This window comes from Streptomyces sp. NPDC041191 (genome assembly GCF_055591945.1).
In genome coordinates, this window is record NZ_JBVIZC010000002.1 from 20,062 (window position 1) to 42,824 (window position 22,763).

22 protein-coding genes are annotated in these 22,763 nt (G+C 74.2%); 11 read left to right on the forward strand and 11 right to left on the reverse strand.

Annotated features, from left to right (window positions below; genetic code table 11):
* Nucleotides 1–77: 77 nt before the first annotated feature.
* The 4 genes from ACZ6AQ_RS03205 to ACZ6AQ_RS03220 are packed head-to-tail and all read right to left on the reverse strand — an operon-like array spanning nt 78 to nt 4,602.
* Complete coding sequence (locus tag ACZ6AQ_RS03205; protein ID WP_468757113.1) at nt 78–1,148, reverse strand: hypothetical protein; 1,071 nt, start codon at nt 1,146–1,148, stop codon at nt 78–80.
* Complete coding sequence (locus tag ACZ6AQ_RS03210; protein ID WP_468757114.1) at nt 1,145–2,038, reverse strand: N-acetylneuraminate synthase family protein; 894 nt, start codon at nt 2,036–2,038, stop codon at nt 1,145–1,147. Before ACZ6AQ_RS03210 ends, ACZ6AQ_RS03205 begins: the two co-directional genes overlap by 4 nt.
* 9 nt (nt 2,039–2,047) lie before the next feature.
* Complete coding sequence (locus ACZ6AQ_RS03215; protein ID WP_468757115.1) at nt 2,048–3,313, reverse strand: cytidylyltransferase domain-containing protein; 1,266 nt, start codon at nt 3,311–3,313, stop codon at nt 2,048–2,050.
* Nucleotides 3,313–4,602, reverse strand: a complete 1,290-nt coding sequence (locus tag ACZ6AQ_RS03220) for a DUF6716 putative glycosyltransferase (RefSeq protein WP_468757116.1) — start codon at nt 4,600–4,602, stop codon at nt 3,313–3,315. Before ACZ6AQ_RS03220 ends, ACZ6AQ_RS03215 begins: the two co-directional genes overlap by 1 nt.
* Before the next feature lie 219 nt (nt 4,603–4,821).
* Here ACZ6AQ_RS03220 and ACZ6AQ_RS03225 point away from each other — a divergent pair, with 219 nt between their 5' ends.
* Together ACZ6AQ_RS03225 and ACZ6AQ_RS03230 are read left to right on the forward strand one after the other, a co-directional pair.
* Nucleotides 4,822–5,922 carry a glycosyltransferase family 2 protein gene (locus ACZ6AQ_RS03225; protein ID WP_468757117.1) on the forward strand — a complete coding sequence of 367 codons (1,101 nt, stop codon included), beginning with the start codon at nt 4,822–4,824 and terminating at the stop codon, nt 5,920–5,922.
* Nucleotides 5,919–7,253, forward strand: a complete 1,335-nt coding sequence (locus ACZ6AQ_RS03230; protein ID WP_468757118.1) for a polysialyltransferase family glycosyltransferase — start codon at nt 5,919–5,921, stop codon at nt 7,251–7,253. Before ACZ6AQ_RS03225 ends, ACZ6AQ_RS03230 begins: the two co-directional genes overlap by 4 nt.
* 74 nt (nt 7,254–7,327) lie before the next feature.
* On the opposite strand, the gene ACZ6AQ_RS03235 is transcribed toward ACZ6AQ_RS03230, so the two are convergent.
* Both ACZ6AQ_RS03235 and leuE read right to left on the reverse strand, forming a co-directional pair.
* The gene (locus tag ACZ6AQ_RS03235; protein ID WP_468757119.1) at nt 7,328–8,149 is read right to left on the reverse strand and encodes a MerR family transcriptional regulator; all 822 of its coding nucleotides are present in this window, start codon (nt 8,147–8,149) and stop codon (nt 7,328–7,330) included.
* A 37-nt stretch (nt 8,150–8,186) separates the two neighbouring features.
* A complete protein-coding gene (gene leuE, locus ACZ6AQ_RS03240; protein ID WP_468757121.1) occupies nt 8,187–8,843 on the reverse strand; it encodes a leucine efflux protein LeuE in 657 nt (218 codons plus the stop codon).
* 243 nt (nt 8,844–9,086) lie between these two features.
* Here leuE and ACZ6AQ_RS03245 point away from each other — a divergent pair, with 243 nt between their 5' ends.
* A complete protein-coding gene (locus tag ACZ6AQ_RS03245; protein ID WP_468757122.1) occupies nt 9,087–9,947 on the forward strand; it encodes a L,D-transpeptidase family protein in 861 nt (286 codons plus the stop codon).
* Between the two features lie 151 nt (nt 9,948–10,098).
* Here ACZ6AQ_RS03245 and ACZ6AQ_RS03250 read toward each other — a convergent pair whose 3' ends face one another.
* Together ACZ6AQ_RS03250 and ACZ6AQ_RS03255 are read right to left on the reverse strand one after the other, a co-directional pair.
* On the reverse strand, nt 10,099–11,292 hold the full coding sequence (locus ACZ6AQ_RS03250) for a hypothetical protein (RefSeq protein ID WP_468757123.1): 1,194 nt from the start codon (nt 11,290–11,292) through the stop codon (nt 10,099–10,101).
* Nucleotides 11,292–11,954, reverse strand: a complete 663-nt coding sequence (locus ACZ6AQ_RS03255; RefSeq protein ID WP_468757124.1) for an RNA polymerase sigma factor — start codon at nt 11,952–11,954, stop codon at nt 11,292–11,294. Before ACZ6AQ_RS03255 ends, ACZ6AQ_RS03250 begins: the two co-directional genes overlap by 1 nt.
* 435 nt (nt 11,955–12,389) lie before the next feature.
* On the opposite strand from ACZ6AQ_RS03255, the gene ACZ6AQ_RS03260 reads away from it, so the two are divergent.
* Nucleotides 12,390–13,151 carry a Clp protease N-terminal domain-containing protein gene (locus ACZ6AQ_RS03260; protein ID WP_468757125.1) on the forward strand — a complete coding sequence of 254 codons (762 nt, stop codon included), beginning with the start codon at nt 12,390–12,392 and terminating at the stop codon, nt 13,149–13,151.
* A 67-nt stretch (nt 13,152–13,218) separates the two neighbouring features.
* Here the strand turns inward: ACZ6AQ_RS03260 and ACZ6AQ_RS03265 are convergent, their stop codons facing one another.
* The gene (locus tag ACZ6AQ_RS03265) at nt 13,219–13,863 is read right to left on the reverse strand and encodes a DUF4328 domain-containing protein (protein WP_468757126.1); all 645 of its coding nucleotides are present in this window, start codon (nt 13,861–13,863) and stop codon (nt 13,219–13,221) included.
* 121 nt (nt 13,864–13,984) lie between these two features.
* Nucleotides 13,985–15,622, reverse strand: a complete 1,638-nt coding sequence (locus ACZ6AQ_RS03270; RefSeq protein WP_468757127.1) for a beta-N-acetylhexosaminidase — start codon at nt 15,620–15,622, stop codon at nt 13,985–13,987.
* 287 nt (nt 15,623–15,909) lie between these two features.
* On the opposite strand from ACZ6AQ_RS03270, the gene ACZ6AQ_RS03275 reads away from it, so the two are divergent.
* From ACZ6AQ_RS03275 to ACZ6AQ_RS03300, 6 genes are all read left to right on the forward strand, one after another.
* A complete protein-coding gene (locus ACZ6AQ_RS03275; RefSeq protein ID WP_468757128.1) occupies nt 15,910–16,527 on the forward strand; it encodes a 2-oxo-4-hydroxy-4-carboxy-5-ureidoimidazoline decarboxylase in 618 nt (205 codons plus the stop codon).
* 191 nt (nt 16,528–16,718) lie between these two features.
* Entirely contained in the window at nt 16,719–17,099 is a 381-nt protein-coding gene (gene sdhC, locus ACZ6AQ_RS03280) for a succinate dehydrogenase, cytochrome b556 subunit (protein WP_015035721.1), read from the forward strand.
* An 8-nt stretch (nt 17,100–17,107) separates the two neighbouring features.
* The gene (locus ACZ6AQ_RS03285; RefSeq protein WP_388697678.1) at nt 17,108–17,584 is read left to right on the forward strand and encodes a succinate dehydrogenase hydrophobic membrane anchor subunit; all 477 of its coding nucleotides are present in this window, start codon (nt 17,108–17,110) and stop codon (nt 17,582–17,584) included.
* A gap of 25 nt (nt 17,585–17,609) precedes the next feature.
* On the forward strand, nt 17,610–19,364 hold the full coding sequence (sdhA, locus tag ACZ6AQ_RS03290) for a succinate dehydrogenase flavoprotein subunit (RefSeq protein WP_468757130.1): 1,755 nt from the start codon (nt 17,610–17,612) through the stop codon (nt 19,362–19,364).
* On the forward strand, nt 19,364–20,122 hold the full coding sequence (locus ACZ6AQ_RS03295) for a succinate dehydrogenase iron-sulfur subunit (RefSeq protein WP_030218087.1): 759 nt from the start codon (nt 19,364–19,366) through the stop codon (nt 20,120–20,122). The genes sdhA and ACZ6AQ_RS03295 overlap by 1 nt, the downstream gene beginning before the upstream one ends.
* A 93-nt stretch (nt 20,123–20,215) precedes the next feature.
* A complete protein-coding gene (locus ACZ6AQ_RS03300) occupies nt 20,216–20,767 on the forward strand; it encodes a hypothetical protein (protein ID WP_468757131.1) in 552 nt (183 codons plus the stop codon).
* 51 nt (nt 20,768–20,818) lie between these two features.
* Here ACZ6AQ_RS03300 and ACZ6AQ_RS03305 read toward each other — a convergent pair whose 3' ends face one another.
* Nucleotides 20,819–21,403, reverse strand: a complete 585-nt coding sequence (locus ACZ6AQ_RS03305) for a MarR family winged helix-turn-helix transcriptional regulator (protein ID WP_468757132.1) — start codon at nt 21,401–21,403, stop codon at nt 20,819–20,821.
* Nucleotides 21,404–21,505: 102 nt separating this feature from the next.
* On the opposite strand from ACZ6AQ_RS03305, the gene ACZ6AQ_RS03310 reads away from it, so the two are divergent.
* Nucleotides 21,506–22,723, forward strand: coding sequence for an MFS transporter (locus ACZ6AQ_RS03310; protein WP_468757133.1), 1,218 nt, complete (start codon nt 21,506–21,508; stop codon nt 22,721–22,723).
* Nucleotides 22,724–22,763 lie beyond the last annotated feature (40 nt).

The following is a 22,763-nucleotide window of genomic DNA, read 5'->3' on the forward strand; positions in this document are numbered from 1 at the left end:
CTGGTTCCAGCCGGTGCGCCTCGGCCCCGTCGGTCCTCGGGTGCCTCCCGCCGTCCGCCCCGGTCCGGGTCGGCCGCTCATCCGTATTCGAGCCGGTCCACCTCGCGGGCCGCCGTGCCCGTCACGCCGGAGAGGAAGCCCTGGGCGCGCGGTGACGCGGTCGCCCGCAGCCACGCGGGCGCGACCTCGCAGACGGCGACCCTCACGCCCGTCCCGGCCAGGGCGAGGGGCAGGGTGTGCACGACGGTGGAGGGGAAGCTGACGATCGTCCGGCCGACCGGGCCCCGCCGGGCGACCAGTTCGAGGGGGAGTTCGGGCCGGACCACCTGGAGCCCCGTCTCCACCGCGATCCGGTGCAGTTTCCCGGCGCCCTCCCTGCGGTGGGCGAAGTAGCGGGTGGCGCCGTGGGCGCGGGCGAGCCCGCCGACCACGCGGACGTAGTGGTCGGCGTCGACCACGCCCGTCTCCACCAGCGAGGTGCCCACCAGGTCCGCGCCGCCGGTCAGCAGCGGCGGGCCGAAGCGGGACCGGGTCCAGGCGTAACCGTTCCCGGTGACCGCGACGCCCTCCGGGGCCTCCACGGGCAGCGAGGTGAAGACCTCGACGGTGCGGTTCCCGGCCGGGGCGAGCCGCCGCCGGGCGAGCGCCGTCACGGGGGCGAGCACCAGCTCGCGCGGGCCGAGGCCGCCGGCGCGGTGCCAGCGGACCAGGCGCTCGCCGCTGCCGAGCCGGGCGGCGAACTCCATGGTCGCGGTGCCGTCGTCGACCACGGTCAGGTGCCGGGGGGCGAAGAGCGTCAGGAGGAGCTGGACGTACCGGGAGAACGGGTCCCCGATGATCACCCGCTCCGCCGAGCGCAGCGGCCCGGCCAGCCGCCGCAGGGTGCGGACGAGGGCGCCCCGGCCGCCGCGGGCCTCCTGCCAGTGGACGGCGAGGCCCTCGTCGCGGGCCAGCCGGGCCATCCGGCGCAGCTGGCCCCGCGACATGGGGTCGGTCGGCGAGAGGACGACGACCGTGAGGGGGGAAGCGGCGTCCGCCGGTCCCCCGGTCGAGGGGGCCGCGCGGCCCCCGGGGCTCCGCGTGTGCGCCCACTCCAGGACGTTCAGAAGCTGGACCGGGCTCTCGACGAACGCCAGCTGCCCGGTCATGCGGCGACGGTGTCCTGGACCCGGCGGAGCTTCTTCATCGGGCCGAGCTCGGACTCGTAGACCTTCTTGACGCCGTCTCCGAGGGCCGTCTCGATGGTGCGGATGTCGCGGACCAGGCGCGTCAGGCCCTGGGGCTCGACGGAGGCGGCCTGGTCGGAGCCCCACATGGCGCGGTCGAGGGTGATGTGGCGCTCGACGAAGGCGGCGCCGAGGGCGACGGCGGCCAGCGTGGTCTGGAGGCCGGTCTCGTGGCCGGAGTAGCCGATCGGGACGTTCGGGTACTCCTCCCGGAGCGTCTGGATGACGCGCAGGTTCAGCTCCTCGGCCCTGGCCGGGTAGGTCGAGGTGGCGTGGCAGAGCAGGATGTTGTCGCTGCCGAGGACCTCGACGGCGTGCCGGATCTGCTTCGGGGTGGACATGCCGGTGGAGAGGATGACCGTGCGGCCGGTGGCGCGCAGCTCGCGCAGCAGCTCGTCGTCGGTGAGGGAGGCGGAGGCGACCTTGTGGGCGGGGACGTCGAACTTCTCCAGGAAGGCGACGGCCTCGGTGTCCCAGGGGGAGGCGAACCAGTCGATGCCGCGCTCCCTGCAGTGCGCGTCGATGGCGCGGTACTCGTCCTCGCCGAACTCCACGCGGTGGCGGTAGTCGATGTAGGTCATGCGGCCCCAGGGGGTGTCCCGCTCGATGTCCCACTGGTCGCGCGGGGTGCAGATCTCCGGGGTGCGCTTCTGGAACTTGACGGCGTCGCAGCCGGCCTCGGCGGCCACGTCGATCAGCCTGAAGGCGTTGTCGAGGTCGCCGTTGTGGTTGATGCCGATCTCGCCGCAGACGTAGACGGGGTGACCAGGACCGGCGGTCTTGGTGCCGAGGGTGCGCAGACGGGTGTTCATGATCGTTCCTTACGGGTGGGGCGGGTTGGGGGTGTCGAGCTCGGGTCCGAGGAGCCAGGCGGCGATCTCGCGAATCGCTCCGGCGCCGCCCGGGGTGACGGTGACCGCGCGGGCGGCGGACCGTACGGAGTCGTGGGCGCTGCTCACCGCGACGGGCCAGCCGACGAGGTGGAAGCAGGGCAGGTCGTTGACGTCGTTGCCGGCGTAGAGGACGCGCTGCGGGTCGATGCCCTCGGTCTCGCACCACTCCTTGAGGGCGCGGTCCTTGCGGTCGACGCCGTGCAGGACGGGGATCCTCAGCTTGCGGGCGCGGGCGGCGACGACGGCGTTCTGTTCGGTGGAGAGGATGAGGACGGGGAGGCCGGCGCGGCGCAGGGCGGCGATGCCGAGGCCGTCGCCGCGGTGCGCGGAGACGAACTCGCGGCCCTCGGCGTCGAGGTGGACCCGGTCGTCGGTCTGGGTGCCGTCGAAGTCCAGGACCACCGCGTCCACGTCGGCGAGGCCGGGGGTGACGGGCGTGTCGAGGAGCGGCGCGAGGGCGCGGGCACGGGCCAGGTCGTGGGGGTCGTCGATCTCCAGGACCCGGGCGGGGTCGGTGACGACGAGCGCGGTGCGGCCGAAGAAGCGGTGCCGGTGGGTGCGGAAGCCGGGCACGGCCATGGCGTAGACGGCGCCGGTCTCCAGGTACTCGGGCTCCCGGTCCTGGCGGCGGGGGCGGTGCGCCTTGTCGTGGTTGACGCCCTCGGCGCCCCGCTCGGTCTCGCGCCAGAGGAAGCCGTGCGACGGGGCGGCGGTGAAGGCCGCGTCGGCGGCGCCCGACACGACCCGGCCGGCGGTCCCGTCGATCTCGGCGGAGGTGAGGAAGGGGCTCGTGCACTGGACGAGGAGGACCACGTCGGCCGGGCGGCCGTGGGCGGCCTCGAAGGCGTCCAGGGCGTGCAGGACGGCGGCCTCGCTGGTGGCGGTGTCGCCCGCGATCCCGGCGGGGCGCCGTACGGTCCCGGCGCCGGCGGCGCGGGCCGCCGCCGCGATGGCGTCGTCGTCGGTGGAGACCAGGACGTGGGTGACGGAGCGGGCGCCGAGGCAGGCGCGGACGGCGCGGCCGACCAGGGGGACCCCGGCCACCGGGGCGAGGTTCTTGGCGGGCACGCCCTTGGAGCCGCCCCGGGCGGGGACGACGGCGAGCACCGTGGGGGCGGTCCCGGCGGCGGGCGCCGCCGGGACCGCGACGGGCTCCGCGTCCGGTGCGTCGGTCGGCTGCGCGGTCGAGGTCATCAGAGTTCTCCCAGGCGGCGGACGACGGGGGCGACGCGCTGCACGCCGTGGCGGTACGCGCCCCGCGCGGCCTCCCGGACGATCCGGCGCAGCCCGCTGTCGCGGGGTGCGGGCGCGGTGACGTCCAGGCGGTGGCGGGCGAGGATCCCGGGCAGGTAGCCGGGGGCCGTCTCCGCGGTGTAGTAGGGGGTGATCGGGGGCAGCGCGGGAAGCGCCAGGAGTTCCGCGACCCGGTCGCGGGCCGCGTCGAACGCCTTCTCGTACGGGCTGTCGGACGCGACGCCCTGGCGGGCGAGCCAGGTCTCGTCGGGCTCCGGGACGGCCCCCCGGTCGAGCCGGTCGAAGGAGGTGAGCAGGCCGGAGCCGACGAAGTGGTGGTTGCCGAGCGCCTCGCGGACTCCCAGGTCGGTGAGGACCGCGGTGGGGACGCGCCGGTGGAGGGCTTCGAGGGCGGCCGTCGAGGAGACGGTGACCAGCAGGTCGGTGCGGTCGAGGACCTCGCCCATGTGCCCGTACAGCAGGCGGAAGTTGGGGGGCGGAGCGATGTCGCGGACCAGCTTCTGGAAGGGGAACTCCTCCAGGTGCGTGGTGTGTTCGCCCGGCTTGGAGCGGAGCTTGAGGAGGACCTCGCGGCCCGGGTGGAGGCGGGCGTGGCCGACCAGCCGGCGCAGGACGTAGGCGCGTTCGGCGCGGGTGGCGGGGACGGAGGGCTGGGCGGCGAAGACCAGGGTGTCGCGGCCGGCCAGGGGGGTGTACGGGGCGCCGCCGAGGAAGGGCAGCGCGGCCTCCACCACCGCGTCGGCCCTGGCGCCCACGCCCTCGTACACGGCGCGGAAGCGGTCGGCGTCGTGCCGGGAGTTGGCCAGGACGACGTCGGCGCCGTGACGCAGCAGGAGGCCGTCCGTCAGCTTCTCGTAGACCACGCCGACGTAGCCGGTGACGATCACCGGGCGCCGTTTCGGGCGCAGGTCGGCCAGGCCCTGGAGGACCGCCCGGACGGTGCCGCCGACGAGGGCGAGGACGAGGACGTCGTACCCCTCGCCGCGCGCCTCCGCGTCCCGCACCGCGCGCAGGAACTCCACGCCCGTCACCTCGCGCGGGGCGGTCGTGGACGCCCCGGTCTCGGCGAGCTGGCGGGCCGTGGGAGTGGCCCGTCCGCGCAGGACGAAACCGGTCGGCGCGGCGGTCGCCGTCGTGATGCGGCGCGCGGTGAGGGCGCCCCATTTCCACCGGGTGTCGGAGTCGGCGAGCACGGCGACCCGCACCGCTTCTCTGGTACTTGCTGGCACGCCGAGGACGCTAGAAGGGCATTCCGCTGCGCGGCCCAACTGGGCCGCAACAGCCGGTGAACAGGGCGCCGCCGCGAGCTGAAGTGGGCCAACACCCGTTTGTGCGGGGCGCGTTCGCGTTCCGCGGGCATGGCGTTTCACCAGTCCGACGTCCGGTGTTCACCGGACATCCCTCCGCCGGTCGGGGGGCGTGCCGGGGCGGACCCTAGCGTCGGCCGCGTGGTCAAGCTCTCCGTCGTCGTGCCGTTCTTCAACGTGCAGACATACGCTCCCGACACCCTCACGAGCCTGCGTGCCAACGCCCGCGAGGACTTCGAGTTCCTGCTGGTCGACGACTGTTCGTCGGACGGGACCCCGGAGCTCCTCGAACGGGCCGCGCGCGAGGTCCCGGGTGCCGTCCTGATCCGGCACGCGCGCAACGAGGGCCTCGCCACGGCCCGGAACACCGGCCTCGACGCGGCCCGCGGCGAGTACGTCGCCTTCCTCGACGGGGACGACTGGCTCGCCCCGGGGTACTACGGGCGGCTCGTGGTGGCGGCCGAGGGGCTGGGCTGCGACTTCCTGCGCACCGACCACGTCTCCGTCACCGGCCGCGACCGGACGGTCCGCCGGGTGCCGGTCCCCCGGCGCGGCGAGGTGCTGCGGCCCCGGGACGCGATCCTGCCGTCGCACCGGACGACCTCGGTCGACTACCCGTACGCCTGGGCCGGGATCTACCACCGGCGGCTCCTCGAACGGGGGCTGCTGCACTTCCCGCACGGTCTGCGGACGGCCGAGGACCGGCCGTGGATCTGGAGGCTGCACCGCGAGGCGGAGTCCTTCGCGGCCGTCGGCGAACTCGGCGTCTTCTACCGGCGCGGGGTGGCGACCTCCCTCACCCAGATCGGCGACGTCCGGCAGCTGGACTTCGTCCGTGCCTTCGACCGGGTGATCGAGGAGACGGCGCGGGACCCGGAGGCGGACCGGCTCCTGCCGAAGGCCGTGCGCACCTACTGCGCGGTGATCGCCCACCACAACGGCTCGGCCGAGCGGTTCGAGCCGGAGGTGGCGCGCCGGCTGAGGGCGATGAGCGCGGGAGCCCTGCGGCGGATGCCGCAGGACGTCCTCGACGAGGCCCTGACGGCGATGGGCGGCGACCGCGCGGCGATGCTGCGCCGGCTGCGCCGCCGCCGGCCGGCGCCGCCGCCGGCGGAACCGGGAACGGCCGGACCGGGACCGGCGGGACCGGGACCGGCGGGACCGGGACCAGGGTCGGGGCCGGGGCCAGGGTCGGGACCGGCCGGACCGGCGGCCCCCGCCCCGGCGGAGGTGGCCGCGTGAGCCCCCGCCGCACCACCCAGATCTTCTGCGCCTCCACCCTCTACGGGGTGGTGACGCTCGCCGCCGCGATCGACAGCGGCCGCTTCGGCCCCGCCGACCGGCGCCTCCTCCTGGTCACCAACAACGCGCCCGTGCCGGAGACGACGCCCGCCCCGGACGAGGCCGAGGGCTTCGCGCGGCTGCGCGACCGCTTCGACTCCGTCCTCTCCTGGAACGAGACGATCTCCCCGCTCCACCCGGGCGGCTGGACCCCCCGCGCGAGCGACCTGCCGCTCCTCCAGCGCCATCTGCGCACGCTCTGGGACCTCGGGGACGACCGGGTCGAACTGGCCCTGGAGTCGATCCAGGTGACGCCCGCGCTCGCCGTCGCGCAGCTGCTGCCCGAGGCGTCGATCACCGTGTACGCGGACGGCCTGATGAGCTACGGGCCGACCCGCAACAAGATCGACCCGCTCATCGGCGGGCGCGTGTCCCGGCTGCTCCACCTGGATCTCGTCCCCGGACTCGCACCGCTGCTGCTCGGGGAGTTCGGGGCGGTGCCGGAGACCGTGCCGACGGAGGCGTTCACCCGGTGCGTCGAGGAGCTGGCGGGGCCCCCCGCCGCCGGGGCGGTCCCGGAGGAGGGCGGGGGCCCGGCGCTGCTCCTCGGCCAGTACCTGGCGGCGCTGAACCTGCTGACGGCCGCCGAGGAGGAGGAGCTGCACCTGCGGATGGTCCGGGGCGCGGTCGCCCGGGGCCACCGGCGGCTCGTCTTCAAACCGCACCCGACGGCCCCGGACTCCTGGTCGCGCGCGCTCGTGCGGGCGGCGAAGAAGCTGGGCGCGGAGCTGACGGTCGAGGACCGGCCCGTCCTCGCGGAGGTGCTCTACCGCGAGCTGCGGCCCGCCCTCGTCGTCGGCTGCTTCTCGACGGCGCTGCTCACGGCCCGGACGTTCTACGGGCTGCCGGTCGCCCGGGTCGGCACGCGCGCCCTGCTGGAACGGCTCGCCCCGTTCCAGAACAGCAACCGCGTCCCGCTGACGGTCGTGGACGCGGTGGTCCCGCCGCTGTTCGACGACGGTCCGGAGGGAGGCGGCGGGATCGGCACGGAGGAGCTGAACGACCTGGTCGCGGCGGTCGGGTACGCGATGCAGCCGAAGATCCGGCCGGAGCTGCGGGAGGCGGCGGTGCGGCACCTGTCGGGGCCGCTCGCCGGGCGCACCCGGCACCACTTCGGCCTGCGCCGCCTCACCGTCCTGAACCTCCCGGGCGGCCTGCCCCTCCCCCGGCACCCGAAGGTCCGCCGCCTGGCCCGGCGGGCGCTGCGGCTGCGCAGGGCGCTGAAGCGGTAGCCGGGAGGGGCGGGGCGGCGGCCCCGGGACCCGTGCGGGGGTCCCGGGGCCGCCGGGGGGGCGGGCGCGGCCGGTCAGGCGCGGACGACCGGCTCCTGGAGTTCGGTCACCCACCGCGTCCGGTCGTCCGGGCACTCCAGGTACAGCTCGCGGGCGTACCCGGCGGAGGCGTACCCGTGGGTGTCGATCCAGGTCGCCAGGGTCTGCGCGGTCGGCAGCAGGTCGTCCATCGCACCGTGGTGGACGACGGTCGCGGCCTCCTCGATGCCGGGGAGCACGTGCACGAGGACGCCCTCCACGGCCGTGCCCTCGGGGACGGTCGTGCCGGCGTGGACGACGACCGACCCGTCGCCCCGGCCCGCGTCCTCGTAGTACGCGATGCCCGGGCCGAAGCCGGTGAGGCCCGCGCCCTCGAGCCGGCCGCACAGCTCCTCGTACAGCGGCCCGATGACCGGGGAGATGTCCTGTGGGCCGAAGCTCGCGGCGACCGCGCTCAGTTCGGCGATCCGCACGGCGGGGATCTTCTTGACGACGACTTCCTGGGTGGACATGCGTCCCTCGCTCTCGATGGCCCGGAGCCTCGCGTCGACCCGGTCGAGCCGGGCCCGCGCCTCCGCCATGGCCGTTTCCAGCTCGGTCCGGCGCAGGCGCAGCATGCCCCGCAGCTCGTGCGCGTCGATCCGCTCGTCGAGGACGGCCCCCACCTGTTCGAGGGTGAAGCCGAGGTCCTTGAGCGCGATGACGCGGTTGAGCCGTGCGAGCTGGTCCGCGGCGTAGAAGCGGTAGCCCGTGTGCGGGTCGACCCGGGCCGGGCGCAGCAGTCCGACGGCGTCGTAGTGACGCAGCATCCGGACCGACACCCGCCCGTGCCGGGCGAAGTCTCCGATGGTGAACATGACGACCCCTACGGAACGGCCTCACACGGTGTGAGGGTCAAGCGGCGCCGGCGAGCGAGAGCTTCGCGGCGAAGCCGAGGAAGAGGAGGCCGGCCGCCGAGGTCGCCCCGGCGGAGAGCCGGCGACGGCGGCGGAAGGCGGCGGCGAGGCGGGTGCCGCCGAGGATCAGGGCCGTGAGGTAGAGGAAGCTGCCGAGCTGGAGCAGGGTGCCGAGGAGCAGGAAGGAGAGCGCCGGGTGGGCGTAGGAGGGGTCCACGAACTGCACGAAGAAGGAGAGCAGGAAGAGGATCGCCTTCGGGTTGAGCAGGCTGATGACCAGCGCGCGCCGGTACGGGCGTTCGGCGGGGGCCGCCGGGGCGCCCGCGGGCTCCTCCGGGGCCGCCTCCGCCCGCGAGCGCCACATCGCCGGGGCCGCCCGCAGCATCCCGTACGCCATCCAGGCCAGGTACCCGGCGCCCGCGTACTTCACGATCATGAAGAGCGCCGGGGTGGTCCGGAGCAGGGAGGCCGCGCCGAGGGCGGCCAGGGTCATGAGGACCGCGTCGCCGGTGAAGACGCCGGCGGCGGCCCGGTACCCGGTCCGGGCGCCCCTGCGGGCGGCGACGGACAGGACGTACAGGGAGTTCGGCCCCGGCAGGAGGATGATGAGGACGAGGCCGGCGAGATAGGTCGGCAGATCGGTGACACCCAGCATGCGCGGAGTCTCGCACGCGGGTGCGACACTCCGCCGCCGTGTTCCACGGGGTGGAAGAGCGGGCGCCGGGGCACGGCCGCCCCTCCCGCGCGGCGGACGGTTCGCGGCCCCGGTGCGCAACCGCACGCGTGCGGGAAGCATCCCCTTCCGTACAGAAGGATTTTCCGGGGGGCAGAGATGAAGCGGTCCGTGGCCGTCATACGCAGAGGCGTCGTGCGCAGGGGTGTCGTGCGCAGGGGTGTCGTGCGCAGAGTGGTACTGGCAGGGGTCTCGGTGGCGCTCGCCGCGGGCTGTACGGCCCAGGCGGCCGGTACGGGGAGCGCCGGGGGCGCGGGAGGCGGCTCCGCGCGTCCTCCGGCGAAGGCGTCGGCGCCCGCCGCTCCCGGCGCCGCCTCCTCCCGCACCCCGTCTCCCGGCCCGTCCGGTCCTGCCCCGTCCGGTTCCTCCCCGGCGGCCGACGGCAAGCCGGGGGCCCGGGTCCTGATGGACGACGGGGACGAGAACGAGAAGGTGCGCGAGCTCCAGGCGCGGCTGCGGCAGCTCGGCGTCTTCGACCGCGCCCCCACCGGTTTCTACGGGACCATGACGGCCGCCTCGGTCAAGGGCTTCCAGAAGAAGCAGGGACTGCCCCGCACCGGCACGGTGGACGGGACGACCTGGGAACGGCTGCTCGCGGCGAGCCGGAAGCCCACCGCCGACGAGCTGAAGCCGTCGACCACCAACGCCCTGGACGCCCCGGCCCCGGCGTGCCTGACCGGCCGGGTGCTGTGCGTCAGCAAGGAGAGCCGGACCCTCGCCTGGATGATCGACGGCAAGGTCGTCTCGTCCATGGACGTCCGCTTCGGCTCGGAGAACACCCCGACCAGGGAGGGCACGTTCCGCGTGGGCTGGAAGGCCCGCGCGTGGACGTCGACGCTCTACCACACGCCCATGCCGTACGCGATGTTCTTCAGCGGCGGCCAGGCCGTGCACTACTCGGCGGACTTCGCGGCCCGCGGCTACGCCGGCGCCTCGCACGGCTGCGTCAACGTCCGGGACCGGGCCAAGCTGGCGGCCCTCTTCGAGCAGGTGAGGGTCGGGGACAAGGTGGTCGTCCACTGGTAGCGGCGCCGGAAGGGAAGGGGCGCGGGTGGGACCGGGGGAACGTGTCCCACCCGCGCCGGGTGCGACGAGCCGCAGGTACGGGGGGAACCCGGCTCGCCGCACGGCCGATGACCAGTCGGCATCCCTTACTGCGCCGCCGGGCCGGGAAGTGTTACACCGGCCCCGGCGCGTGGGCCGGGGCGGCGGCCTTCGCGGCCTTCCCGGGCTTCCCGGTCCCTGCGGGCGTTCCCGGTCCTGCGGGCGTTCCCGCCCCAGCGGGCTTTCCCGCACCCACCGGCGTTCCCGTTCCTCCGGCCCTCGCGGGGGCCGGGGAGGCTCCGGGCCGGCCGGTGGAGGGTCCCGCCGGGTTCCGGGCGTCGGCGCGACTGCTCCCGTTCCCGTTCCCGCGTCCGCCGTCGTTCCCGGAGGCCGGGGGCTCCTGGTCGCCGCCGCGCCCGCCGCCGTCCTCCGTGTCGCCCCGGGACGTGTCCGGAGGGGTGTTCCCGGCGGGGCCGGCGAGAATCCGGTCGCAGTAACGGCGCAGGGTCTCGCCGTTGCGCAGGGCGCCCGCGAGCTGCCGCCGGCCGTTGCCGTCGAGCTTCCCCGAACGGTAGGCCCGGCACGCCTTGAGGGCCTTCTCCCGGGCGTCCGCGCCACCGGTGTCGTCCTGGCCGCCCGTACGGCCGGGGCCGTCCTCCCCGTCCGGGTCCGCCGCGCCGCCGTCCGGCCCCCGGGTGCCGTTCCGCTTCGGCTCGCCGGGGCCGGTTCCGTCCGGTGCCGGAGTGCGGGACGACGCGGTGCCGTCGCCGCCCGTGCCCGCGCCCGTACCGGCGTCCGTACCGGCGGAGGGGGACGCGCCGGGTGTGCGGTCGCCGCCGCGCGGCAGACCCCCGGAGGTTCCGGGGTCCCGGAGCGTCCCGGGTCCCGGGGAGGCGGGCGGCCGGGCGGTGTCCCGCGCCGTGACGGAGGTGGCGGGCGAGGGGCCGGTCAGGGGGAGGACGCCGGTGCCGGCCGCGACGGCGACCCCGCCGACCGCGACGGCGGCGATCGCGGCGGCCAGGCCGTACCGGGTGGAGCGGCCCCAGCGGCGGGGCGGGGAGGCGCGGCGGGCGAGCCGTACCCGACCCGGGCCGGCGGAGGCGGAGGCGCGGGCCGCCGACGCCTCCCGGAAGGCGGCGAGCGCCGCCGCCTCCCCGGGCAGTTCGGCCCCGGCAGTGGGGGTGCGGACGGCGTCGAGCGCTTCGGCGAGGCGGGCCGCCCGGACCCGCCCGGAGTCGCCGGCGGATGCGGCGGGTTCGACCGGGTCGCCGCGGAGCAGTCGCTCGGCGGCCTCCTGATCGAGCCACGGGTACCGGTCGTCGGCCATCACATGTCCTTCTGCGTACGCGGCCGTGTTCGCGTCACACCGTCGGGGGCGATCGGCCCCGGCCTCCGGCCGCGCTGCGGAGGCACGCCGTCCAGCGGGGCCACGCCCCCGCCGTCGGTCCCGAGGAGTTCGGCGAGCTTCTTGAGGCCCCGGTGCGCGGCGGTGCGCACGGCGCCGGGGCGCTTGCCCAGGGTGTCGGCGGCGCTCTTGGCGTCCAGCCCGACGACCACGCGCAGCACGACGGCCTCGGCCTGGTCCCGCGGGAGCCGGGCGATCAGGTCCATGGTGTGTCCGGTGGCCAGGGCCTCGATCGCCTCGTCCGCGGTGTCGGACTCGGCCGGCCTGTCGGTGAGTTCGGTCTCGTCGGCGCCCACGACGGGGCGCCGGCCGCGCGTCCGGATGTGGTCGAGGGCGCGGTTGCGGGCGATCCGGGCCGCCCAGCCCCGGAAGCGGTCCGCGTCGCCGCCGAAGCGGTCGAGGTCGCGGGTGATCTGGAGCCACGCCTCGGAGGCCACGTCCTCGGCGTCGCCGTCGCCGACCAGTGTGCGTATGTAGCCGAGCAGCCGGGGGTGCACGGCGCGGTACACAGCGCGGAAGGCGTCCTCGTCCCCCTGCTGTGCGGCGAGCACCGCGGCCGTCAGCTCCGCGTCGTCCCCCAGCACTCCCCAAACCCTGTCCGTCGTTCGCGTCGTCACGGCCGGTCGTCGCCGCCACGCCGCCCAGGGACCGTCCCGCGGATCGCGGGCGCGCGGACCCCGGCGCACCCGCACGCTACGTCGTGTCCCGGCACCGCGTCCACGCGCCCCCGGAACCGGGCGCGACTCGCAACCATCCGGTGACCGGACCGGGTGTGACAGAAAGTCCTCCCCCGGCGCTGAAAGGAGTACGGAACCGTGCTGCGGCTCCGTCGACGACGACCGGGGCCTCTCCTGTGGGGGGTGGCGGCCCCGGTCGTCTTCTCTTCCGCCCCCTTTCGCCCACTTTCCCCGCCCTTCCCTGCCCCTTTCCCGCCCCCTTCGCCGGCCCCGGGAAGCGCACACCCCACCAACTGACAACCAACGGTTGACACCCTTCTGTTGTCAACCTACGGTTGCGTCATGACGAATCCCGTCCGTCCGAAGATCCCCGTCCGCCTCGACGAACTCATCGAGGCCATCAAGAAGGTCCACCCCGACGCGCTGGACCAGCTCTCCGACGCGGTCATCGCGGCGGACCACCTCGGAGACATCGCCGACCACCTCATCGGCCACTTCGTGGACCAGGCCCGGCGCTCCGGCGCCTCCTGGACCGACATCGGCCGCAGCATGGGCGTGACCCGCCAGGCGGCCCAGAAGCGGTTCGTGCCCAAGGAGCCCGACGCGGAGAAGGCGGACCCGAACGCCGGGTTCAGCCGCTTCACCCCCCGGGCGCGGAACGTGGTCATGGCCTCCCAGAACGAGGCCACGGCCGCCCGCAACGCCGAGATCACCCCCGCCCACCTGGCGCTCGGCCTGCTCGCCGAGCCCGAGGGGCTCGCGGCGCACTGGATCGCCTCGCGGGGCGTGTCCCCCGAGCGGGTCCGCGAGGCCGTCGCGGCGACCCTGCCGCCGGCCGTGGAGGAGCCGCCCGCCCTCGTCCCGTACGACGCGGCGGCGAAGAAGGTCCTGGAGCTGGCGTTCCGCGAGGCCCTGCGCCTCGGGCACCCCTACGTCGGCACCGAGCACATCCTGCTCGCGCTCCTGGAGCACGAGGACGGGCAGGGCGTCCTGAGCGGGCTCGGCCTCGACAAGGAGCGGGCGGAGCGGGAGATCTCGGAGACGGTCGCGTCGCTCGCGATCCAGGCGCCGGAGACGGAGACGGAGACCGGGGCGGGGTCCTAGCCGGAAGCCAGGGTCCGGACCCTGGTCCGGACCCTGGTCTCGGCGGCGGTCCCGCCCCGGGCGCCCCCTACCGCGCGGCCGGAACCAGGCCCGTGGCCTTGGCGTGCTGCAGGGAGGTGAGGCGCCGGACGAAGAGGATCGCGGAGACGGCCGCGGCGACGTCGAGGGCGTCACTGGCGAGGAGCCAGTTCGTGGCGGACGCGTACGCCTCCAACGTCTCGGCCCGGTCGTAGATCCTGCCCGCCGCCCGCGACGCGAACGCACTGGCCACGAAGAGCGCCCACCAGCAGTTGAGCAGCCTGAACTCGCCCGGCCGGTCCGCCGCCGAGGGTTCGGCGCGGCTCGCCCGCCAGATGTCCGCGGCGACCCCGCGCGGAATCCAGAAGTTGGCGATCGGGACGAACCAGCCGCCGATGGCCCAGCCCGGCTTCCGCTCCTGCAGGTCCCCGGCCCACACCTCGGCGTTCTGCCGCAGCCGGTGGAACCAGACGAGGAAGAGGATGCCGGTCACGAGGAACGCGAGGAACTGGAGCACTCCCACCACGCCCAGGAAGACGACCGCGTCGTCCAGCGGGGCCACGTCGCCCCCGGAGGCGCCCGAGACCGCCGTCCGGAGCACGAAAGTGGCGTAGAGGCCGAGCAGGTCGACGAAGGCGGTCACGCCGAGCAGCATGACGACGGCGTACGAGAGGCCGTTGGGATTGCGGAGCACGGAAGCTGTTCCCCCCAGGAACGAGACGGCGCCCCTCCCCCGGGGCGCCGGGCGGCCGAACGGCCGCCGCCGGGGGAACGTACGCGATGCGAAGTCGGTACGTCCATGCCAAAAGCCCAGCTCAGCCCCGTACCTTCGTCGCCAGCTCCTGGAACCGGGCCCAGCTCATCGTCGGTTTGGACGGGTTCCACAGCTTCTGGGACAGCGCCGCCAGGGGCAGCCGGATGCCGTTCGCCACCTGCCCCGGGGTCTGGGACTTCGACAGGTCGCACCAGACGGCGAACCGGGCACCGAGGATCTGGGCGTCGTACTTCGCCGGGACGGGGCTCGTGCCGCGCACGACGAGCGGGGTCCACTGCTCGTAGATCCGGCGGCCGGTGGGGTAGGTGAAGTCGTTCGGCTGGCCGAGGACGTAGTACAGGTACTCGTCGTTGAGGTTGACCATCTTCCGGCCCCGGCTCAGGTACGAGACGGGCTGCCGGGCGCCGATCTCCTTGCCGGTCCAGTACTCGACCTCCAGGTCACGGGCCGCGTCCACGACCCCGCCCGTGAAGAAGCCGTCGTTCCACGCCTTGAGGGTCTTGCCGGTGGGGCGGACGACGGCGGCGCGGTCGTTGAGCCAGCCGGTGGCCAGGTCCTGGACGCGGGCGGAGGGCCCGTACCTCGCCTTCGCGGCCCGCGCCAGCTCCGGGTAGGTGGCCTCGGGGTCCTTCGCCATGAGGGCCACGTACTCGTCGGCGCCGAGGTGCCAGTACGCGCCGGGGAAGAGCCGGGAGTACTCGCGCAGCAGGTCGTCGACGATCCTCGCCGACTCCGGGTCCGCGATGTCCACGGCGCCGCGCGGCGCCCGGCCGCTCGCGCTGCGGAGCTGGAGGCCGGGGTGGGCGTCGATGACGGCGCCGAGGTGTCCCGGCGAGTCGATCTCGGGGACGACGGTGACGTGCCGTTCGGCGGCGAGGGCCAGGATGCGGCGGACCTCGGCCTTGGTGAGGTGCTGCGCGGAGACCACCTCGGGGTGGCTCTCCGACTCGATCCGGAAGCCCTGGTCGTCGGAGAAGTGCAGTCCGAGCTGGTTGAGCTTGAGGTCGCCCATCTCCCGGATCCGGTCCTCGATCCAGGCGGCCGTGAAGTGCTTGCGGGCGATGTCCAGGTTGAGGCCGCGCTGCGGCTTGGCGGGCCGGTCGGTGACGGTCCCCTCGGGCATCGCGCCGGTCGCCCGCACCGACTGCTTGAGGGTGCGGGTGCCGTAGAAGACCCCGGCCTCGTCCGGGCCGCTGATCCGCACCCGGCCGTCCCGGACGGTCAGGGTGTACGACTCGGGGGCGCCCTTCCCGCCCAGGGCCAGCTCGACGTCCCCGGGTCCGGCGGCGACGGCGCCCCGGTAGGGGATGCCCAGCTCCCCGGCCAGCAGCTTCCCCTCGTCGGCGAGGCCCGCGCCGTTCGCGGCGACGACGACCCCGCCGGCGCCCGCGGGCTTCCAGCCGGGGCCCCGGGCGGCCTCGTGGGCGCGGACGGCCGGAACCGTGCGGGGCGCCGCGGAGAGGGGGTACGCACGGGTCGGGGTGGGCGTCGGCTTCGGGGAGGGGGACGCGCCCGTGGGGGTGGCGCCGGTGCCCGCGCCGGGGGGCGGGGCGGCCGAGGGGGAGCCGGACGGGCCCGACGGGCCGCCGCCGGAACAGGCCGCGGTGGCCGCCAGCGCCACCGAGGCCGCCAGGAGGGCGGGGCCCCGCCGGGGCCCCCGTATGGAGTACCGCGTCATCGGAATCCTTCCGTAGGGCGAGCGGTCCGGCCCCTCGGGGGACGGAACGGAGAAGCTGCCGGAAGCCCATCCTCCGCCGGGGAGGGGAGCGACCGGAAGCCCGCCCTCCGAGGATGGCGCGAACGACCGGGAGCGCGCCGCCCGAGGGGGAGGCGGCCGGCCCGGGGTCCGTCGGCCGCCCAGGACGGGGCCATCGGGACCCGAGCGTCCATCGCCTGTTCCGAAACTCTCCCTTCCGGGTGAAAATCGCGCATCCGTCGGACACTTTCCCCCGCCCGTCGGTAACGTTGCGTCACGCCCACCCCATTCATCCCGGAGCACCGGAGCCCACGCTGACCAGCGACACCCACGCCCCCTGCCGGACACCGGGGCCCGGGGACACGCCCGCCATATCCGCCCGGGGGACCCTTCCGTCCCGCCCGGACGGCCTCGCCGGTTTCAACGCGGCCTCCCCCGCCGAGGCCGTGGAGCTGCTGCTCTCCTGCTGCCGCAGCCTCCGCTGGGCCGAACGGGTGGTGGCGCACCGCCCCTACCCCACCGTGGACGCGCTGCTCGCCGCCGCCGACGAGGCCGGGTACGACCTGTCCCGCACCGATCTCGACGGGGCCCTGGCGGCCGAGTGCCCGGCGCCGCCGCACCCCGGCGCCCCGCCCGCGGCCCGGACCGCGCTGCGGGCCGCGCACGCCGCGTACGAGAGCAGTTTCGGACACGCGTTCGTGATCAGCCTCGACGGAGTGCGTCCCGGGGAACGGCTGGACCGGGTCCTGACGGGCATCCGGTCACGTCTCGGCAACGAACCGGAGGAGGAACGGGTGATCGCGGCCGAGGAACTGCGCCGGCTCGCCCGCGCCCGGCTGGCCTTCCGGATGGCCGAAAGAACCGTTTCCGGCCGCTCCGAGCCGTGAGGACGCCCGGAACGCGACGATTCGGGCCCCGCGATAGCCCGTCCGTGCCTGTTTGATCACACCTATGGACCCCGCGCGAGCGAACCGACGACTCGTCGCTACGATGACCGGGGCCGGTGGACCGTACCCGGCCGGGTCAGACCGACAGAGAAGCCGGCCGACCCTGATCCCCGCTCCCGGAGGGTTTTTCCGTGCCGGCTGGAACGCTGTACCGCGGCCGGGAAGGAATGTGGAGCTGGGTGGCTCACCGAGTCACCGGCGTCCTCATCTTCTTCTTCCTGTTCGTACACGTCCTTGACACCGCTCTCGTCCGCGTCTCCCCCGAGGCGTACGACGAGGTCGTCGCGACCTACAAGACGCCGATCGTCGCTCTGCTGGAGTACGGCCTCGTGGCCGCCATCCTCTTCCACGCGCTGAACGGCCTCCGGGTCATCGCCGTGGACTTCTGGTCCAAGGGCCCGCGCTACCAGAAGCAGATGCTCTGGACCGTCGTGGGCATCTGGGTCGTGCTGATGGCGGGCTCGCTCTACCCCGTGCTCGGGCACGCCGCACGTGAACTGTTCGGGAGCTGACGCCAGACATGTCGACTGACACCACTTCCGCGATCGGCCCCGTCGAGGACGGCGCCCCCTACGACGTGGACAACCCCGCGCCGTACATCGAGGCCCCCCGCAAGCGCACGGGCAGGACCCCGCGCGCGACTCGCGGCAACTTCGAGATGGCCGCGTGGCTCTTCATGCGCCTCTCCGGCGTGGTCCTCGTCGTCCTGGTCCTCGGCCACCTGCTGATCCAGCTCTTCCTGGACGGCGGCGTCTCCAAGATCGGCTTCGCCTTCGTGGCCGGCCGCTGGGCGTCCCCGTTCTGGCAGGTCTGGGACCTGCTGATGCTCTGGCTCGCCATGCTGCACGGCGCCAACGGCCTCCGCACGGTCATCAACGACTACGCGGAGCGGGCCGGCACGCGCCTGTGGCTCAAGGGCCTGCTGTACACCGCCACGGTGTTCACCATCCTTCTGGGCACGCTGGTGATCTTCACCTTCGACCCGAACATCCGCTAGGCACGGGGCTGAGGTAAACCACGTCATGAAGATCCACAAGTACGACACCGTCATCGTCGGCGCCGGCGGCGCCGGCATGCGCGCCGCCATCGAGGCGACGAAGCGCAGCCGCACCGCCGTGCTCACGAAGCTCTACCCCACCCGCTCCCACACGGGCGCCGCGCAGGGCGGCATGGCCGCCGCGCTGGCCAACGTGGAGGAGGACAACTGGGAGTGGCACACCTTCGACACGGTCAAGGGCGGTGACTACCTGGTCGACCAGGACGCCGCCGAGATCCTGGCGAAGGAGGCCATCGACGCCGTCCTCGACCTGGAGAAGATGGGCCTGCCGTTCAACCGGACCCCGGACGGCACCATCGACCAGCGCCGCTTCGGCGGCCACTCCCGCAACCACGGCGAGGCCCCGGTCCGCCGGTCCTGCTACGCCGCGGACCGCACCGGCCACATGATCCTCCAGACGCTGTACCAGAACTGCGTCAAGGAGGGCGTGGAGTTCTTCAACGAGTTCTACGTCCTGGACCAGCTGATCACCGAGGTCGACGGGGTCAAGCACTCCGCGGGCGTCGTCGCCTACGAGCTGGCCACCGGCGAGATCCACGTCTTCCAGGCCAAGGCCGTGATCTACGCGTCCGGCGGCACCGGCAAGTTCTTCAAGGTGACCTCCAACGCGCACACCCTGACCGGTGACGGCCAGGCCGCCTGCTACCGCCGCGGCATCCCGCTGGAGGACATGGAGTTCTTCCAGTTCCACCCGACGGGCATCTGGCGCATGGGCATCCTGCTCACGGAGGGCGCCCGCGGCGAGGGCGGCATCCTGCGCAACAAGGACGGCGAGCGCTTCATGGAGAAGTACGCGCCGGTCATGAAGGACCTCGCGTCCCGTGACGTCGTCTCCCGCTCCATCTACACGGAGATCCGCGAGGGCCGCGGCTGCGGTCCCGAGGGCGACCACGTCTACCTGGACCTGACGCACCTCCCGCCGGAGCAGCTCGACGCCAAGCTGCCGGACATCACCGAGTTCGCCCGTACGTACCTCGGCATCGAGCCGTACACGGACCCGATCCCGATCCAGCCCACCGCGCACTACGCCATGGGCGGCATCCCGACCAACGTCCAGGGCGAGGTCCTGTCGGACAACACCACCGTCGTCCCGGGCCTGTACGCGGCCGGCGAGGTCGCCTGCGTGTCGGTGCACGGCGCCAACCGCCTCGGCACCAACTCGCTGCTCGACATCAACGTCTTCGGCAAGCGGTCCGGCATCGCCGCGGCCGAGTACTCCGCCACGACCGACTTCGTCGAGCTCCCCGAGAACCCCGAGGCGTTCGTCGTCGGGCAGATCGAGAAGCTGCGCAACTCCACGGGCGACGAGCGGGTCGCCGACCTGCGCCGCGAGCTCCAGGAGACGATGGACGCCAACGTGATGGTGTTCCGCACGGAGCAGACCATCAAGACGGCCGTCGAGAAGATCGCCGAGCTGCGCGAGCGCTACCGGAACGTGTCCGTCCAGGACAAGGGCAAGCGCTTCAACACCGACCTCCTGGAGGCCATCGAGCTGGGCAACCTGCTCGACCTGGCCGAGGTCATGGCCGTCTCGGCCCTGGCGCGCAAGGAGTCCCGCGGCGGTCACTACCGCGAGGACTACCCCAACCGCGACGACGTCAACTTCATGCGCCACACGATGGCGTACCGCGAGGTCGGCGAGGACGGCACCGAGACCGTGCGTCTCGACTACAAGCCGGTCGTCCAGACCCGCTACCAGCCGATGGAGCGTAAGTACTGATGGCTACCCCCGTACTGGACAAGGTGGAGAAGGACTCCGCCGCCTCGCCGTACATCACGGTCACGATGCGGATCCGCCGCTTCAACCCCGAGATCTCGGACGCGGCGGTCTGGGAGGACTTCCGGATCGAGATCGACCCCAAGGAGCGCGTGCTCGACGCCCTCCACAAGATCAAGTGGGACGTCGACGGCACCCTGACCTTCCGCCGCTCGTGCGCCCACGGCATCTGTGGCTCGGACGCGATGCGGATCAACGGCAAGAACAGGCTCGCCTGCAAGACGCTGATCAAGGACATCAACCCCGAGAAGCCGATCACGGTCGAGGCCATCAAGGGCCTGACGGTCCTGAAGGACCTGGTCGTGGACATGGAGCCGTTCTTCCAGGCGTACCGGGACGTCATGCCGTTCCTGGTCACCAAGGGGAACGAGCCGACCCGTGAGCGCCTGCAGTCCGCCGAGGACCGCGAGCGCTTCGACGACACCACCAAGTGCATCCTGTGCGCCGCGTGCACGTCGTCCTGCCCGGTCTTCTGGAACGACGGCCAGTACTTCGGTCCGGCCGCGATCGTCAACGCGCACCGCTTCATCTTCGACTCGCGCGACGAGGCGGGCGAGCAGCGCCTGGAGATCCTGAACGACAAGGACGGCGTGTGGCGCTGCCGCACGACGTTCAACTGCACGGACGCCTGCCCGCGCGGCATCGAGGTCACGAAGGCGATCCAGGAAGTGAAGCGCGCGCTGATCACGCGTCGTTTCTGAGCCCGGACGCGGCGGGATGCCCGCTTCTGTACGCTGCGGCGTGCGGGAGCGGGCTTTTCCTTTCGCAGGTGACGTCGTGGAGAGCGGGGACTGATGAGCGAGCCGAACCCTTACGCGGACGGTGAGTACACGTGGGGACCGGGGCAGGGGGGCGCGCCCGGGGCTCCGGGGTACGGCTACCCGCAGGACGCGGTTCCGGGGTACGGCTACCCGCAGACCGGGCCGTCCCACCCGCCGACCCTGGCCGGGGGCGTGCCCGTGCCGCCGCATTTCGCGCCGTTCCCGCCCGGTGCGGCCGGGGCGATGCCGCTGCTCGCGCTCGGTGACATCACCGTCGTGGGGGACCACATCATCACGCCGGCCGGGACGATGCCCCTGAAGGGCGCGGTGTGGAACGCGACGGACATGTCGCGGGTCGAGGAGAAGATCCCGACGGTCGCCATCGTGCTCGCGATCGTCTTCGCGCTGTTCTGCCTGGTGGGTCTGCTGTTCCTCCTGATGAAGGAGAAGCAGACGACGGGCTTCGTCCAGATCATGGTGACCAGCGGGGGACGCCACCACGTGACGATGGTCCCGGCGACGACCCCGGACACCTTCCACCAGGTGATGGGCCAGATCAACTACGCGCGCACGCTGAGCGTGTGACGCCCCGGGGCCGGTGGCGGCCCCGGGCCCGGCCCCGGGCGGCGGCGCGGGTCAGCCGTGCCGGGGCGCCGGGTTCTCCGGCGGGGGAGCCGGGTTCTCCCCCGCCTCCGCGGCGACCATGATCCGCCGCAGCATGTCGTTGAGCAGGACGCGTTCGGCGGGGCCGAGGACGCCGAGGAGCCGCTCCTCCTCGTGGCCGAGGACGTCCATGGCGCCGAGCCAGGTCTCGCGGCCGGGGCCGGTGAGCTCGACGACGACCCGGCGCCGGTCGGCGGTCGACCGGATGCGGCGGACGAAGCCGCGCCGCTCCAGGGCGTCGAGGCGCCCGGAGACGGAGGCGGGGGCCAGGTCGAGGTCCTGCGCCAGTTCGGAGGGGGCGGCGCTGCCGCCGCGGCCGGCCAGCTTGTGGAGCGTGTCGAACTCGTGGCGCTCCAGGTCGAAGTCGACGAGCGACTGCTCCCTGACCCGGCGCAGGTGGACGGAGAGCTTCTTCATCCGGGTGACGGCGCCCTCGACCACGGGGTCGAGGCCGGGCAGGACGGGCTGCCAGCGGGCCACGTGCGCGTCGGTCCAGTCGCTCCGCCCGGAGGGGGCGGGGGCCGCGTCCGCGGGGCCGGCCTCTTCGGTCGGGTCCATGGTCAGATCGTACGTCGGGGAGGTGCGCGCCACTCCCCCAAGGTAATTCGGCGGCAAATATTTCGTTGACGAATCATTCGGTACGGAAATACCCTTCGGGCCATGTCCGCCGCGCCCGCCGTCCCGGCCCCCGTCCCCCACCCCCTGCGCACCCGCTCCTTCCGGCTCCTGTTCACCGGCCGGGCCCTCTCGCTCCTGGGCGACGCCGCCCTACCCGCCGCCCTCGCCCTCGCCGTCCTGGAGGCCACCGGCTCCACCTCGGCACTCGCCCTGGTGCTCGGCTGCGCCATGGTCCCCAAACTGCTCCTGCTGCCGGTGGGCGGAGTCGTCGGCGACCGCTTCGACGCGCGGACGGTCGCGCTCACCACCGACCTCGTACGCTGCGCCACCCAGCTCCTCGTCGGCGTCCAGCTCCTCGGCGGCGCCCCGAGCCTGGCCGTGCTGGCGGTCGCGGAGGCCCTCGGCGGGGCCGCCGGCGCCTTCGCCGTGCCGACCGGGGCGCCCCTGGTGAAGGGCACCGTGCCGGCGGAGGCGCTGCACCGGGCCAACGCGGCCATGGGCGTCGCCCAGAGCGCCACCCGCCTCGCGGGTCCGGCGCTCGCGGGCACGCTGGTGCTGACCGCGGGCGCGGGCTGGGTGTTCGTCCTGGACGCGGCCACCTTCGGCGCCGCCGCCCTGCTCCTGACCGCCGTACGGACGAAGCGGGTGCCGCTCCCCCGCCGCTCGCTGCGCGCCGACCTCGTGGAGGGGTGGCGCGAGGTCCGCTCCCGGGACTGGTACTGGACCAGCCTGATCGGCCACAGCGCCTGGAACGGCGCCGCCGCCGTCCTGATGACCCTCGGACCCGCCCTGGCCGTGCAGCGCCTCGGCGGGGCGGCGGTCTGGGTCGCCCTCCTCCAGACCGGCGCCGTCGGCTTCCTCCTCGGCGCGCTGCTCGCGGACCGGGCCCGCCCCCGGCGCCCGGTCCTGGCGGCCAACCTCGGACTCGCCACGTACGCGCTGCCGCTGGCCCTGCTGGCCGCCGACGCGCCCGCGCCGGTGACGATCGCGGCGTACGGGCTCGCGCAGGCGGGGCTCGGCTTCCTCTCCCCCGTCTGGGAGACCGCCGTCCAGCGCGCGGTGCCCGCCCACGCGCTGGCCCGCGTCACCTCGTACGACTGGCTGCTCTCGCTGGGCGCGATGCCCCTCGGCTACGCCCTGGCCCCGCTCGCCGCCTCCGCCTGGGGCCCCGGGGTGCCGCTGGCCGCCGCCGCGGTGGCGGTGGGCGGCTGCTGCCTGGGGACGGCACTGGTGCCGGGGGTGCGGAGGTTCACCCGGTGACGGGGACGGCGGGGCCGGACGGCGCCGCCGCCCCGGTCCG